Consider the following 13,938-nt stretch of genomic DNA (forward strand, 5'->3'; position numbering starts at 1 on the left):
AGACACCGCTGCCCAGATCGGTAAGCGTGTAGGTCGTGTCCGGCTGCTGGGCGACCCTCGCTGTTGCGGTCAGAGGTACTGGCCGGTGTTGCTGGCGGTCTCGATGGACCGGCCGGCCTCGGCGCCCTTGCCGCCGGAGACGAGCGTGCGGATGTAGACGATCCGCTCGCCCTTCTTGCCGGAGATGCGCGCCCAGTCGTCGGGGTTGGTGGTGTTGGGGAGGTCTTCGTTCTCGCGGAACTCGTCGACGCAGGCGTCGAGCAGGTGCTGCAGGCGCAGCCCCTTGCGCCCCGAGGTGAGGAACTCCTTGATGGCCATCTTCTTGCTCCGGTCGACGATGTTCTGGATCATCGCGCCGGAGTTGAAGTCCTTGAAGTAGAGGACTTCCTTGTCACCGTTGGCGTAGGTGACCTCGAGGAATCGGTTCTCCTCGGTTTCCGAGTACATCCGCAGCACCACGGCGTCGATCATCGCCGCGACGGTGGCCTGGGGGTCGGTGCCGTGTTCGGCCAGGTCGTCCGGGTGCAGGGGCAGCCCGGAGAGGATGTACTTGGAGAAGATGTCCTTGGCCGCCTCGGCGTCCGGTCGCTCGATCTTGATCTTCACGTCGAGGCGACCGGGGCGCAGGATCGCCGGGTCGATCATGTCTTCCCGGTTGGAGGCGCCGATGACGATGACGTTCTCCAGCCCCTCCACGCCGTCGATCTCGCTGAGCAGCTGCGGGACGATGGTGTTCTCCACGTCGGAGGAGACACCGGAGCCGCGGGTCCGGAAGATCGAGTCCATCTCGTCGAAGAACACGATCACCGGCGTGCCCTCGCCGGCCTTCTCCCGGGCGCGCTGGAAGATCAGCCGGATGTGCCGCTCGGTCTCACCGACGTACTTGTTGAGCAGCTCCGGGCCCTTGATGTTGAGGAAGAAGCTGGTGTGCTTCTCCTTGCCCTGCCGCTCGGCGATCTTCTTGGCCAGCGAGTTGGCCACCGCCTTGGCGATGAGCGTCTTGCCGCAGCCGGGTGGGCCGTAGAGCAGGATGCCCTTGGGCGGCCGGAGCTGGTGCTCACGGAACAGGTCCGCGTGCAGGAACGGCAACTCCACCGCGTCGCGGATCTGCTCGATCTGCGACTGGAGGCCACCGATGTCGCCGTAGTCGACGTCGGGCACCTCCTCCAGGACCAGCTCCTCGACCTCGCTCTTCGGGATCCGCTCGTACGCGTACGCCGAGCGGGGCTCGATCATGAGCGAGTCGCCGGCCCGGATCGCCGAGCCGATGAGCGTCTCGGCGAGGTGCACGATGCGCTCCTCGTCGGAGTGGGAGACCACCAGCGCCCGGTCGCCCGGCCCGCCGTTCGGTCCCTCCAGGATCTCCTTGAGCATCACCACTTCGCCAACCCGCTCGTAACCGAACGCGTCGACGATGTTGAGCGCGTCGTTGAGCAGGACCTCCTGGCCACGCCGCAGGTCACCCACGTCGAGCGAGGGTGAGACCGCGACCCGCAGTTTGCGGCCACCGGTGAAGACGTCCACCGTGCCGTCCTCGTGCTTGGCCAGGAAGACTCCGTAACCGCTCGGCGGTTGCGCGAGCCGGTCGATCTCCTCCTTGAGCGTCACGATCTGCGTGCGAGCTTCCTTGAGGGTGCTCACCAGCCGGTCGTTGTTCTCGGTCAGCCGCGCCAACTGTGCCTGGGTGGCCGCCAGCCGCTCTTCGAGCTGCCGGACGTGTCGGGGGCTTTCGGTCAACTTGCGCCGCACCAGGGCGAGTTCCTCTTGCAGGAACGCGACCTGCGTGGAGAGATCGTGGGCTTCCTTCTCCCACCGTGCGGCGCGCGAGTCCGCGTCGTCGCTACGTGCTGCCACGTCCCACCTCCCCGGGGGGCTTGAACGTTCTGCCCTAACACTAGCCGCTATGAGGCCGATTCGGTCCCACGCAACACCCTCGTCACCGAACCTTGATCGCCAAGGGTGGCCTGACGGGCCGTTACCGGCGTTCGGGTACCGTCGGAGCGTGGCACGGGAGAACATGGGGGGTGCACAGGTGGCCGAGGTCGCGACCGACGAATTGCAGGTCTGGGTCGACCAGGACCTCTGCACGGGCGACGGGCTCTGCGTGCAGTACGCGCCGGAGGTGTTCGAGTTCGACATCGACGGCCTGGCCTACGTCAAGGGCGTCGACGGTGAGCTGAAGATGGCGCCGGGCAGCCGGGTCGACGTCCCCGCGCACCTGCGACTCGAGGTGATCGACTCCGCGAAGGAGTGCCCGGGCGACTGCATCCACGTGGTGCGTGGCGACGGCGTCGAGGTCGCCGGCCCGGACGCCGAGGAAGACTGACCCACCGGCCGGGCCGCGAAGGCCCGGCCGGTCAGAACGGGCACGCCTCAGAGCATCGGACGGCCGACCACCGAGGCGACCAACCGCGCGAACTCCTCCAACCGGGCGATCTGCCCGGCCCCGCCGTCGTCGAGGGTCTTGCCGAAGCGCAACGCGTCGTGCCGGGGTGTGCCGGCCATCTCCTCGCTCGGCGGCGCCTCGTCCAACGAGGTGAGCAGCAGGTAGACGTCGATGCTGTCGACCCGGATCTCGCCGCTCTCGGCACGGTTGAGTCGCCGCCGGCAGCCCACCTCGGTGACTGTGGAGACCGGCACCACCCGCAGCGACGAGGTCATCGAGCCCGGCGGGCCCTCCTCCGGCGGCACGTCCTCGCCGTGCCAGAGGATGAGCCGGCTGCCGTCGCAGACCACCACCTCCTGCCACACCCCGTTGACCTCGTTGACGAAGCGTTCCAAGGTGAAGCCGAGCACCGACGCGCCGCGCAGCACGCCGCCGAGCGCCTCCAGGGCGACGTCCGGGTCGCGCAGGTAGGCCCGCGCCGCCGACTCCAGGTCCTGGTAGGGCGACCAGTCGGGAAAGACCGCGGGGAGGTCTCCACCGCCGTAGCCCGGTCGGCTCATGCCAGCGTCTCCCCCTGCTCGGCGCTGCCGACACCCAGCTCGTTGGTCACGGCCTGTCCATCTCCCCCGCACCGTTGGGTTGCGCGCCTGCCGCCTGCGCGGCGGCGGCCTGTCGGGCCGCCTCCGCCTCGCGCAGGTCCTGACGGCGCTGCGCGTACGCCTCGGTGCCCTTGCTGGGCTTGCGCCGACGCGGCGGAGCGGTGACGCCCGGGGCCAGCTTGCGCGCGGACACCAGGAAGGCGGTGTGCGCGATCATCCGGTGGTCCGGACGGACGGCGAGGCCCTCGGCGTGCCAGTCGCGCACCAGGGACTCCCAGGCCCGCGGCTCGGTCCAGCCGCCGCGCTCGCGCAGCGCCTCCACCAGCTCGGAGAGCTGCGGTGTGGTGGCGACGTAGCCGATGAACACCCCACCGGGCACCAGCGCCCGCTCGACCATGTCGAGGGTCTCCCAGGGGGTCAGCATGTCCAGGATGATCCGGTCGAAGCCGGTCTCCTGGCACTGCGCGACATCGCCGACGTGCAGGTTCCACGAGGGGTGCGGCCCGTTGAAGAACGCCTCGACGTTGCGCTTGGCGATCTGGGCGAAGTCGTCGCGCAGCTCGAACGAGTGCAGCTCGCCCTCGGTGCCGACGGCCCGCAGCAGGGAGCAGCTCAGCGCGCCGGAGCCGGCGCCGGCCTCGAGGACCTTCGCGCCGGGGAAGATGTCGCCCATCGCCACGATCTGCGCCGAGTCCTTCGGGTAGATCACCTGGGCGCCGCGCGGCATGGACAGCACGTAGTCCGACAGGAGTGGTCGCAGGGCCAGGAACGCGGTGCCGCCGCCGGAGGTGGTCACCACGCTGCCGTCGGGGAGCCCGATCAGCGCGTCGTGCGCCAGGATGCCGCGGTGGGTGTGGAACTCCTTGCCGGGCTCCAGCGTCACTGTGTGCATCCGCCCCTTGGGGTCGGTCAGCTGGACCCGGTCGCCGGGCCGGAACGGCCCGCGGTGTACGGGTGTCAGCGCCGGGTTGGCGGGGTCGGCGGCGACGGTGGAGGGAGTTGCGGTCACGGTGTCATCTTCCGGTTGGGTTCGAGGAGCTGTGCCAGGTCCGCGATGTGCAGAATGCCGACGACATCTTCGCCTGACGTCACCACGTACTGTGCGCCCGGGTAGGTCTGTACGGCCTCCATCACCCGCTCGCCGTCCCACCCGGCCGACAACGTGGGAAGGGTGCCCAGCGACCGGGCGACGGCGTCCACCGCCAGCCACGGTCGGCGCTCGACCGGCACCGCGTCGGCGGCGGCCGGGTCGACAAGCGCCACCGGTCGACCGGTGGAGTCGGTGACCACCAGCGCGGCGCCGGGCTGCCCGCTCTCGGCGCGTCGGCGCTGGGCCTCGGCCAGCGGCGTACCGGTGGCCACCGGCCAGACCGGACGGGCCAGCCGGGCGAGGTCGATCAGCGGGAACCGGCGGCTGACCCGGGCGGCCCGGATCGACTGCCCGGCGCCACGCCAGAGGGTGACGGCGACCAGCAGCATCAGCGGCAGCGCCAGCGGCGCCAGCCGCCGCTCGACGGTGAGCAGCAGGACCAGGGCCGCGGTGCCGACGGCGACGACCCGGCCGGCCCAGCCGGCGACCTCGGTGCCGAGGTGCCGGTCGCGGGTCAGCCCCCACACGGCGGCGCGCAGCGCCCGGCCGCCGTCGAGCGGCAGCCCGGGCAGGCTGTTGAACAGCGCCACGATGACGTTGCTGACCGCGAGCTGGAAGGCGAGCTGGTGCGCCACGGTCCCCTCGGGCAGGGCGAGCGTGGCGGCGACCGCCAGGACGCCGAGCACAGCGGAGACCGCCGGGCCGGCCAACGAGACCAGCAGGTCGACGCGGGGCGACGGGGCGTCGCGGTCCATCTCGGTGTAACCGCCGAGCAGCTCCAGCGTGATCCCGCGCACACCGATGCCGTACCGCCGGGCGGTGAGGGCGTGGCCCAGCTCGTGCAGCAGCACCGAGCCGAGCAGCGACACGACGAAACCGAAGCCGATCAGGTAGCCGCTGAGCTGCGGCAGGTCCAGTTGTCGGCGGGCGAATTCGCCGTACAGCACAGCGATGAGCACCGCGAGCAGGACCATGGAGCCGTTGAGGTACAGCGGCACCCCGAACACCTTGCCGACGTTCAGGCCGAGGCGTCGGTCCGGTCGGCGCGGCGGCCTGGTTGTCTGCTCCATCGCCACGATGCTACGGACTGTCGTGGCTACGGACTGTCGCGGTGTGGGGCGGGCGGCGGTCGGTGTCACACCGGTGCCCTAACCTTTGCCGACATGACGGCGGAATCGGTCACCACCTCCCAGCCCTCCCCCGCGGCGCAGGCGCCGCCGACGGTGCGGGCCTCGCTGTCCCCGTCGCGGGCGGCGGATTTCAAGACCTGCCCGCTGCTCTACCGGTTCCGCAGCATCGACCGGCTGCCCGAGCGCACCACCATCGAGCAGGCCCGGGGCACGTTGGTGCACGCGGTGCTGGAGCGCCTGTTCGACCTACCGGCCACCGGCCGCACGCCGGAGGCGGCCGGCGACCTGGTGGCCCCCCAATGGGACCGGCTGGTCACCGAACAGCCCGAGCTGGCCGGGATCTTCGACGGCGCGGAGCCGGCCGGCCCGGTGGAGTTCCTCCGCTCCGCCGCCGGGCTGTTGCAGGGTTACTTCGCGGTGGAGGATCCGACCCGACTGGAGCCGGCCGAACGCGAGAGCCTGATCTCCGCTGTCGTCGACGAGGAGTTGCTGATCCGGGGTTACCTCGACCGGCTCGACGTCGCTCCGGACGGCGCGCTGCGGGTGGTCGACTACAAGACCGGGGGCGCTCCGCGGGAGGCGTTCGAGGCGCGGGCGCTGTTCCAGCTGAAGTTCTACGCCCTGGTGCTGTGGCGCACCCGGGGGGTGGTGCCCCGGGTGCTGCGGCTGCTCTACCTGCGCGACGCCGAGGTGTTGGATTACGCCCCGGACGCCGACGAGCTGGTCCGCTTCGAGCGCACAGTGGTGGCGCTGTGGCGGGCCATCGAGCAGGCCACCGCCCGGCAGGACTTCCGGCCCCGGCCGAGCCGGCTCTGCGACTGGTGCAGCCACCAGGCGCTCTGTCCCAGCTTCGGCGGCACCCCGCCGCCGTTCCCGGTCGCCGCGGCGAACGCCGACCCCCTGCGTGACTCCCGGGCCACTCCGGTGGCGCCGGGCGCCGACGAGTGACGGCTTCCTGAGCGACGCGCACGCCCGGCGCGGCGATGCGGGCCGCCGGGACCGCCTGCCGCACGCCGCCGCCGCCGAGGACCCGACCGCAGTGGTGCCGCAGCGGTCGGGACAGGGCGACCGGCCGGCCTCTACGGTGATCCGCGACGCACCGGCTCCGGTACGCGAGGATGACCGGTGCGCGCCACGACGTCGGCGGGACGGGAGACGACATGAACGATCAGGCGCCCTCGGCGCGGCCGGTGCGGATCCTGCTCGCCGACGACCAGCCGCTGCTGCGGACCGGGTTCCGGATGGTGCTGGGCGCCGAGAGCGACCTGGACGTGGTGGCGGAGGCCGGTGACGGCGTGGAGGCGGTGGAGTTGTCCCGCCGGCTGCTGCCCGACGTCGTCCTGATGGACATTCGGATGCCCCGGATGGACGGGGTGGCGGCGACCCGGGCCATCGTCGACGCCCGGCTGCCGGTACGGGTGCTGGTGCTCACCACCTTCGACCTGGACGAGTACGTGGTGGGCGCGTTGCGGGCCGGCGCCAGCGGGTTCCTGGCCAAGGACGTGCCGGCCGAGGATCTGATAGCGGCGATCCGCACTGTCGCCGGCGGGGACGCGGTGGTGTCACCTCGGATCCTGCGGCGACTGCTGGACCGCTTCGCCGAACTGCTGCCCGACCCGGCGGCGACGCCGTCGGCGGCGCTCAACGCGCTCACCGACCGGGAGCGCGAGGTGCTCGTGCAGGTCGCCCGAGGGCTGTCCAACGCCGAGATCGCGACGGTCCTTTCGGTGAGCGAAACCACCATCAAGACGCACGTCGGGCATGTGCTGACCAAGCTGCGGCTACGCGACCGGGTGCAGGCGGTGGTGCTGGCGTACGAGTCGGGGCTGGTCCGCCCCCGGGCGTAGTTCCGCCGGCCCGGGTACCTCACCCGGCGTACTCGAAGATCCCTCCGTGGGGGGACGGCTGCCGTTGCCGTCGTCACCTACCGTGACCGGAGATGGCTTGGTTCGGTTGACCCTCCTGTGGCGTCAGGTGCAAGTGTCGGTGCTGCCGCCCGCCGCCGTGGGGAAAAACGGTCGGCCGGCGTCGACTCAGGGGCAACCCTGATGCGACATGGGGGTGCACCCGCAGCGGGAAATCCGCGCCGGGTCCCCCCAGGGTCGGACGGGGCGGACGTAGTCAGCACCGATGATTGAACAGTCGCGCCGGACCATCGGGGGGCGGCGTGCATTTTCGGACAGACGGAAGAGGTAGATGACGTGACCGCGACGGTAGGCCAGCAGGCGCAGGCCGCGGCCCGGGCGAACGACGTGTGGAAGGTGTACGGCAGCGGCGAGGCTCAGGTCATCGCGCTGCGGGGGGTCAGCGCGGAGTTCGAACGTGGCCGCTTCACCGCGATCATGGGCCCGTCGGGTTCCGGGAAGTCGACGCTGATGCACTGCCTGGCCGGCCTGGACTCGGTGACCCGGGGGACGGTGTCGATCGGTGAGACCACGGTCACGGGGCTGGGCGACGCGGGGCTGACGAAGTTGCGCCGCGACAAGGTGGGCTTCATCTTCCAGCAGTTCAACCTGCTGCCGACGCTGACCGCCAAGGAGAACATCCTGCTGCCGCTGTCGATCGCCGGGCGCAAGCCGGACCCGGCCTGGTACGACACGGTGATCGAGACGGTGGGTCTGAAGGACCGGCTGGACCACCGGCCGGCACAGCTCTCCGGTGGGCAGCAGCAGCGGGTGGCGTGCGCCCGGGCGCTGGTCTCCCGCCCCGAGGTGATCTTCGCGGACGAGCCGACCGGCAACCTGGACTCGCGCTCCGGCGCGGAGGTGCTCAACTTCCTGCGTAACTCGGTTCGGGAGCACGGCCAGACCATCGTGATGGTCACCCACGACCCGACGGCCGCCGCGTACGCCGACCGGGTGGTCTTCCTCGCCGACGGCGAGATCGTCTCGGAGCTGATCGAGCCGACCGCCGAGACGGTGCTGGACACCATGAAGAAGCTGGACACTGCGGCCGAGGTGGGCAACTGATGTTCCGCGCGACGCTGAAGAGTCTGCTGGCCCGTAAGGTCCGGCTGATCCTGTCCGGCCTGGCGGTGGTGCTTGGAGTGATGTTCGTCTCCGGCGCGTTCGTGCTCACCGACACGCTGGGTCGCTCCTTCGACTCGGTCTTCGCCGACGGTTTCTCCGAAATCGACGTGAACGTCGCGGCGAAGCCGAAGGTCCAGGTCAACGAGATGGAGGGCGAGCAGACGGTCGCCCCGCTGCCGGCCACGCTGGTGGACCGGGTGAAGCAGGTGCCGGGGGCGGCCTCGGCGACCGGTGTGGTCAACGCCGACGGCGCACGTGTGATCGGCAGCAACGGCAAGGTCGTCACGTCGTTCGGCCCGCCGCAGTTGGGCGAGAACTGGATCGGCGAGAGCGAGCTGCTGAAGCTGCGTGAGGGGCGCGCGCCGCAGGCCGAGGACGAGATCGTCATCAACAAGGCGTTGGCCACGGCCGCGAAGGTGCAGGTCGGCCAGAAGGTCGGCGTGCTCACCGCGTTCGAGTCGAAGAAGCGGGACTTCACACTGGTCGGCGTCTTCGGTTACAGCGGTGACCGGGACTCGATCGGCGGGGTCAACGAGGTCTTCTTCACCACGCCGGTGGCGCAGCGGCTGATGCTGGGCGAGCCGGACGTGTTCAGCAGCATCACTGTGCAGGCCGCCGGCGGGGTCTCGGACGAGAAGCTGCGCGACGACGTGGCCCGCACCCTGGGCGCGGACTTCGAGGTGAAGACCGGCGAGCAGGTGGCCGCGGACGCCTCGGCGAGCCTGAAGGAGGGCCTGTCGTTCTTCAACAAGATCCTGCTCGGCTTCGCCGCGGTGGCGCTGCTGGTGGGCACCTTCCTGATCCTCAACACCTTCTCGATCATCGTGGCGCAGCGGACCCGGGAGTTGGCGCTGATGCGCGCCATCGGGGCCAGCGGCCGGCAGATCATCGGTTCGGTGGTGCTGGAGGCCATCGCGGTGGGGTTGATCGCGTCGGTGCTCGGCCTCGCCGCCGGTATCGGGGTGGGCGCGCTGCTGGCGTTCCTGTTCGGCAAGCTCGCCGGTGGGCTCACACTGGCCGGGATCGGCGTGCCGGCGGCCGCGGTGATCGGTTCGTTCGCCGTCGGTCTGGTGATCACCGTGGTGGCGGCGTTGCTGCCGGCGCTGCGGGCGTCCCGGATCCCGCCGATCGCAGCCATGCAGGACGTGGCCACCCCGGACCGGCCGTTGACCAAGGTCACCGTTGCCGGGTCGCTGGTCACCGGCGTCGGCGCGGTGCTGCTGTTCCTCGGGCTCAGCGGCAACGCCGGGGGTCAGACCCTGGCCACCATCCTCGGTGGGGTGCTGTTCGCCTTCATCGGGGTGGCGCTGCTGACCCCGTTGATCAGCCGGCCGGTGGTGAGCCTGCTCGGGGCGATCTTCTCCTGGTCGGTGCCGGGCAAGCTGGGCCGGCTCAACTCGGGGCGCAACCCGCGTCGTACGGCGATCACCGCCGCCGCGCTGATGGTCGGCATCGCGCTGGTCACCGGTGTCACTGTCATCCTCGACTCGGCCAAGGGCAGCATCAGCGCACTCGCCCAGGACACCATCAAGGCCGAGCTGGTGATCGCCGGTCAGCAGGGCGGCCCGCGTCCGCCGACCTTCGACCCGGGGGTACTGGACCAGGCCAAGGCCCTGCCCGGCGTGCGGTTGGTCGACGGCGAGTACGGCGACATGGGGCGGATCGACGGGGAGAGCACCTGGGTCGCGGCGAGCAGCGACATCGCGTCGCTGCGGCAGATCTTCGGCGCGAAGCCGACCGCCGGTGACATCGACCGGCTCGGGCCGACCCAGATGCTCGCCAGCTCGGACACCGCAACGTCCCGTGGCTGGTCGGTGGGCTCCACTGTCAACGTGCAGCTGACCCGGGGCGAGGCACGCACCTACACGATCAGCGGCATCTACGAGTCGTCGCAGCTGACCAACCCGGTGACGCTGCCGGCGACCGCGGCGAAGGACTTCGCCATCCCGCAGCCCATCCAGGGCTTCATCCAACTGGACCCGGGCACCCGGGTGTCCGACGTCCAGCCGCAGGTGGAGGCGTTGCTCGCGGACAGCCCCGAGGTGTCGGTGGCCGACCGGGACGCGTTCATCAAGCAGCAGACCAGTTCGCTCGACGGGCTGCTCACGATGATCCAGATCCTGCTCGCGCTGGCCATCGTGATCGCCGTGCTGGGCATCATCAACACCCTGGCCCTGTCGGTGCTGGAGCGGACCCGCGAGTTGGGTCTGCTGCGGGCGATCGGCCTGCGCCGGTCCCAGACCATGGGCATGATCACCGTGGAGGCGGTGGTGATCTCGGTGTTCGGTGCGCTGCTCGGCGTGGTGGTGGGCACCGGCCTCGGCGCCGCAGTGGTCGAGGCCCTCAAGGACGAGGGCATCACCGACCTGATCCTGCCCTGGGGGCAGATGGGTGTCTTCCTCGGTCTCGCCGCCATCATCGGCGTGGTGGCCGCGGTGCTCCCGGCGATCCGGGCGGCCCGGATCAACGTCCTGGGCGCCATCGCCCACGACTGATCGGCACTACCGAGGCCCCCGGTCGCCATCCGCGCGACGGGGGCCTCGGCGTGTCCCATTCCCCCTAGGCCACCCGTACGCGACTGCCAGGCTGGTGCTGCCGGCAGGGCGCCGGCCCGCCCCGCGAGCGGGCGGTCGGAGAACCGGGGCCGGTGACATGACCGATCAGGACGCGTACGAGCGGGCACTCGACAACGCCGAGCGGCTGCTCGGGCAGCCGCTGGTCCTGCCGCTCGGCGAGGGTGAGCCGTCGGTGGGAAACGACTTCCGTCGTCTCGCCACCGTGCAGACCTTCGGCGCGGCCTGGCCCCGGGAAGGCCTGGACCTGCGCAGCCGGTGCCTGGTCTCGGTGGCGATCGCCGCCGCCCTCGGCACACACGAGCCGCTGCGCGGGCAGCTGCGCATCGCGCTGACCTCGGGCGTGACCAGGGAGGAGATCGTCGAGCTGTTCATCCACCTGGCCGCGTACGCGGGGGCCGCGCGGGCGTTCGACAGCTACCAGGTGGTCGCGGCGGTCTTCGCCGAGCGCCAGTGAACGAGGCCGGTCGCGACAGCCGCGCACCGTCGGACCCGCGCCGGGCGGGTCAGCCGGTCGTCGCGGCCCGATCGGTCAGCAGGCCCGCGAGCAGCGCCAGGTCCACGCCGGTCAGGCTCTCCACCTGGTGTACGCCGACAGTGCTCGGCAACGCCACCTCCGCCGGTACGGCCAGGACCGCCGCGCCCGAGGCGAGCGCGCTGGCCACCCCGGTCGGTGAGTCCTCGATCGCCACGCACCGCTCGATCGGCACACCCAACAGCCGGGCGGCGGTCAGGTACGGCTCGGGGTGCGGCTTGGCCGCCACCACCTCGTCACCGGCGACCACAGTGTCGAAGTTGTCCCGACCAAGGGTGTCCAGGGCGATCTCGACCAGCGCCCGAGGGCTGGAGGTGACCAGCGCGGTGGGGATTGCCGCCGCGCGGACCGCGCGCAACAGGTCGAACGCGCCCGGCCGCCAGGGCAGGCCGGTGCGGAACAGCTCCAGGATCCGGGTGTTGATCCACGCCGCGCTGATCTCCGGATCCCGTTCCGGCTGCCCCAGGTCGTCGTGCAGGATGCGCATCGACTCGGCCATGGCGGTGCCGATGATCGACTGGCGGGCCTCGACGGAGAGTTCGCCGCCGTATTCCTTCGCGAGTTCCTGCAACGCGACGTCCCACAGCTTCTCGCTGTCGACCAGCGTGCCGTCCATGTCGAAGAGCACAGCGGCGGGGTGATGGCTGCTCAGCGGAACCTCCAGGGTCGTGACCGACACCGGCGATCCTGCCAGCAGCTCCCGGGGCCGGTGGCGGCAACGGGCTCCAGGGTGATCCGGGCAACCCCGCTCAGCCCAGGTCGCACTCCTTCAGGGAACCCTCGTAACCCCTGAAGAACATGTCGGTGCGCTGCTCGGCGGTGCCGTGCGCCCCTTCCGCGAACCACGGCTGGTCCGGGTCGTCGCCGACCGCCGCCACCCCCTCCCGGAACTCGTCCAGGTCACCCTCGGCGAGGGTCAGGGCCCGAGAGCGCACCGAGTCGCCGAGGTACGCCCCGGCCATGCAGTCGGCCTGCAACTCCTGCTGGATGGTGAAGCTGTAGTTGATGCCGAGCCGCACCTGGATGGCGTGCGCGTACTCGTGCCCGAGCAGGTAGAACACGAACGCGTCGCCGACCTGGCGGAACGCCGCCACCGACCAGGCGACGTCGTACGCGATGAAGTCGCCCTGCGAGCAGTAGACGGCGTTGTTGCGGGGCAACGACTGGCCGCCGCAGGACACCTCGCCGTCGCGCTGGTACGGGATGATCCGCCGGATCGGTCGGAAGCGCTGCCCGGATTCCTTGAACTGGGCCGCCCAGTACCGCTCGGCGACCGCCTGCGCGTCGGCGACGTCCTGCTCGAACTCGGCGACGCTGGTGGTGCTGTCGGCCCGGGTGGTGCTCGGGCCCGGTGACGCGGCCGTCGGGTTCACCCCGGGGCGTTCGGCCTCCGGCTCGGCCAGCCCACCGCCGGCGCAGGCGAGGGAGACCAGGGCGGCGATCAGCAGACCCGCCAGCGGGCCCCGCGCGTCGCGTTCGAACCGTGCCCCCACTGTGCCTCCCCAGACATCGGTGCTCGCGCTGCGATGTACCCCGACGATACGACCGCCACGCCCATCACCGATTCACGCACGAGGTGGCCGAACGGTTCACCTCCGATGGTCCCGGGTCGGCTGCGCCGCTCGTACGGCCAGTAGGGTCGCTCACCCGCCCGACTCCCGGCCGCGCTGCCACGTGTCGCCCTGGTCACCGTGCCGCTCGGCCTCGTACCGCTGCTGCCGCGCCCGAGCGTCCCGCCCAGCCCGAGGGTCGTCGCCCCCAACCTCACGAATCCGCCCCCGCCGCGCCACGACGCCAAACGCCAAACCCGCCAAGACAACAAAGACCCCGCCCACCACCCACACCACAGTCATCCCGCCAACCTAGGCCCCGCCGACCACCCCGGAACCTCGGTGATCATGAAGTTGGCGTCATCCCACTCGGCGTGTCGTGACGCTAACTTCATGATCACCGGTTCGGGTGGGGCAGGGGGTGTCCGGGACCGGGGGTTGGGTTCGACGTTTCCTGTGGGGGCGCCGGGGTGGTGTCCTCGCAGGAGGAGGGGAAGAACCGTGAAGTACATGATTTTGCTCTACGGGTCGCAGCAGGACTACGACGTGCTGTCGGGGCGGGCTTCCGACCGGCCGGCGATGTCGGCCGAGCAGATCGCGGCGATGCACAAGCACATGGAGACCTTCCACCAGGCGCTGGCCGAGTCCGGCGAGTTGGTCGACGCCCGGGGCCTGAGCGAGCCGGTGCACGCCCGCCGGGTGCAGGTGCGCGAGGGGACACCAGTGGTCACCGACGGCCCGTACCCGGAGACGCAGGAGGTCCTCGCCGGTTACACCATCGTGGAGTGCGCCAGCTTCGACCGGGCCACCGAGATCGCCGCCGGCCTGGTCGACCCGGACGCCCCCGGCGGTTACGTGGACGTGCGGCCGGTTCTCGACGGTGTCGAGGACCTGGCCGGCTGACAGGGTGCCGGAGACTCCCGCCGAGGACCTGCTGCGCGAGCGCCGGCGCACCGAGCACCAGTGGCGGCTACGGCCCGATGCACCTGACCGACGCCCGGCACGTGACCGCCCTGCCCGGGCGCGGCCACCACGACGCCGGCGCC

The 13,938-nt window shown here is 71.0% G+C and carries 13 protein-coding genes; 7 read left to right on the forward strand and 6 right to left on the reverse strand.

Translation table 11 applies throughout. The features are described from left to right. Positions 1 to 69 precede the first annotated feature (69 nt). Positions 70 to 1,854 (reverse strand): proteasome ATPase, encoded by a 1,785-nt coding sequence (gene arc, locus AB0C20_RS30385; protein ID WP_030332887.1) that lies wholly within the window; start codon positions 1,852 to 1,854, stop codon positions 70 to 72. 178 nt (positions 1,855 to 2,032) lie between these two features. On the opposite strand from arc, the gene AB0C20_RS30390 reads away from it, so the two are divergent. Continuing rightward, positions 2,033 to 2,326 (forward strand): ferredoxin, encoded by a 294-nt coding sequence (locus tag AB0C20_RS30390; protein ID WP_238685979.1) that lies wholly within the window; start codon positions 2,033 to 2,035, stop codon positions 2,324 to 2,326. A 47-nt stretch (positions 2,327 to 2,373) separates the two neighbouring features. Here AB0C20_RS30390 and AB0C20_RS30395 read toward each other — a convergent pair whose 3' ends face one another. From AB0C20_RS30395 to AB0C20_RS30405, 3 genes are read right to left on the reverse strand one after another with little or no spacing between them, the layout of a single operon-like run. Continuing rightward, positions 2,374 to 2,946 (reverse strand): hypothetical protein, encoded by a 573-nt coding sequence (locus AB0C20_RS30395; RefSeq protein ID WP_091408625.1) that lies wholly within the window; start codon positions 2,944 to 2,946, stop codon positions 2,374 to 2,376. Between the two features lie 46 nt (positions 2,947 to 2,992). Further along, positions 2,993 to 3,946: a tRNA (adenine-N1)-methyltransferase gene (locus AB0C20_RS30400; RefSeq protein WP_274524482.1), complete on the reverse strand. Its 954-nt coding sequence runs from the start codon at positions 3,944 to 3,946 to the stop codon at positions 2,993 to 2,995. A 44-nt stretch (positions 3,947 to 3,990) separates the two neighbouring features. Next, positions 3,991 to 5,145: a site-2 protease family protein gene (locus AB0C20_RS30405; protein WP_357186583.1), complete on the reverse strand. Its 1,155-nt coding sequence runs from the start codon at positions 5,143 to 5,145 to the stop codon at positions 3,991 to 3,993. A gap of 93 nt (positions 5,146 to 5,238) precedes the next feature. Here AB0C20_RS30405 and AB0C20_RS30410 point away from each other — a divergent pair, with 93 nt between their 5' ends. From AB0C20_RS30410 to AB0C20_RS30430, 5 genes are all read left to right on the forward strand, one after another. Further along, positions 5,239 to 6,153 carry a PD-(D/E)XK nuclease family protein gene (locus AB0C20_RS30410; RefSeq protein WP_357186586.1) on the forward strand — a complete coding sequence of 305 codons (915 nt, stop codon included), beginning with the start codon at positions 5,239 to 5,241 and terminating at the stop codon, positions 6,151 to 6,153. Positions 6,154 to 6,365: 212 nt separating this feature from the next. Continuing rightward, positions 6,366 to 7,052 (forward strand): response regulator transcription factor, encoded by a 687-nt coding sequence (locus tag AB0C20_RS30415; RefSeq protein ID WP_357186590.1) that lies wholly within the window; start codon positions 6,366 to 6,368, stop codon positions 7,050 to 7,052. Between the two features lie 354 nt (positions 7,053 to 7,406). Continuing rightward, positions 7,407 to 8,174, forward strand: coding sequence for an ABC transporter ATP-binding protein (locus AB0C20_RS30420; protein ID WP_210781706.1), 768 nt, complete (start codon positions 7,407 to 7,409; stop codon positions 8,172 to 8,174). Continuing rightward, positions 8,174 to 10,729 (forward strand): FtsX-like permease family protein, encoded by a 2,556-nt coding sequence (locus AB0C20_RS30425; protein WP_357186594.1) that lies wholly within the window; start codon positions 8,174 to 8,176, stop codon positions 10,727 to 10,729. Before AB0C20_RS30420 ends, AB0C20_RS30425 begins: the two co-directional genes overlap by 1 nt. Before the next feature lie 157 nt (positions 10,730 to 10,886). Next, positions 10,887 to 11,264: a carboxymuconolactone decarboxylase family protein gene (locus AB0C20_RS30430; protein WP_357569243.1), complete on the forward strand. Its 378-nt coding sequence runs from the start codon at positions 10,887 to 10,889 to the stop codon at positions 11,262 to 11,264. Positions 11,265 to 11,313: 49 nt separating this feature from the next. On the opposite strand, the gene AB0C20_RS30435 is transcribed toward AB0C20_RS30430, so the two are convergent. Further along, positions 11,314 to 11,970, reverse strand: a complete 657-nt coding sequence (locus AB0C20_RS30435; protein WP_357187035.1) for an HAD family phosphatase — start codon at positions 11,968 to 11,970, stop codon at positions 11,314 to 11,316. Between the two features lie 121 nt (positions 11,971 to 12,091). Next, on the reverse strand, positions 12,092 to 12,835 hold the full coding sequence (locus tag AB0C20_RS30440; RefSeq protein ID WP_357569244.1) for a neutral zinc metallopeptidase: 744 nt from the start codon (positions 12,833 to 12,835) through the stop codon (positions 12,092 to 12,094). A gap of 567 nt (positions 12,836 to 13,402) precedes the next feature. Here AB0C20_RS30440 and AB0C20_RS30445 point away from each other — a divergent pair. Beyond that, on the forward strand, positions 13,403 to 13,795 hold the full coding sequence (locus AB0C20_RS30445) for a YciI family protein (protein WP_357187037.1): 393 nt from the start codon (positions 13,403 to 13,405) through the stop codon (positions 13,793 to 13,795). The last annotated feature ends 143 nt before the right edge of the window (positions 13,796 to 13,938 follow it).

It is taken from the genome of Micromonospora sp. NPDC048843 (genome assembly GCF_040649965.1).
Classification (GTDB): Bacteria; Actinomycetota; Actinomycetes; order Mycobacteriales; family Micromonosporaceae; genus Micromonospora; species Micromonospora hortensis.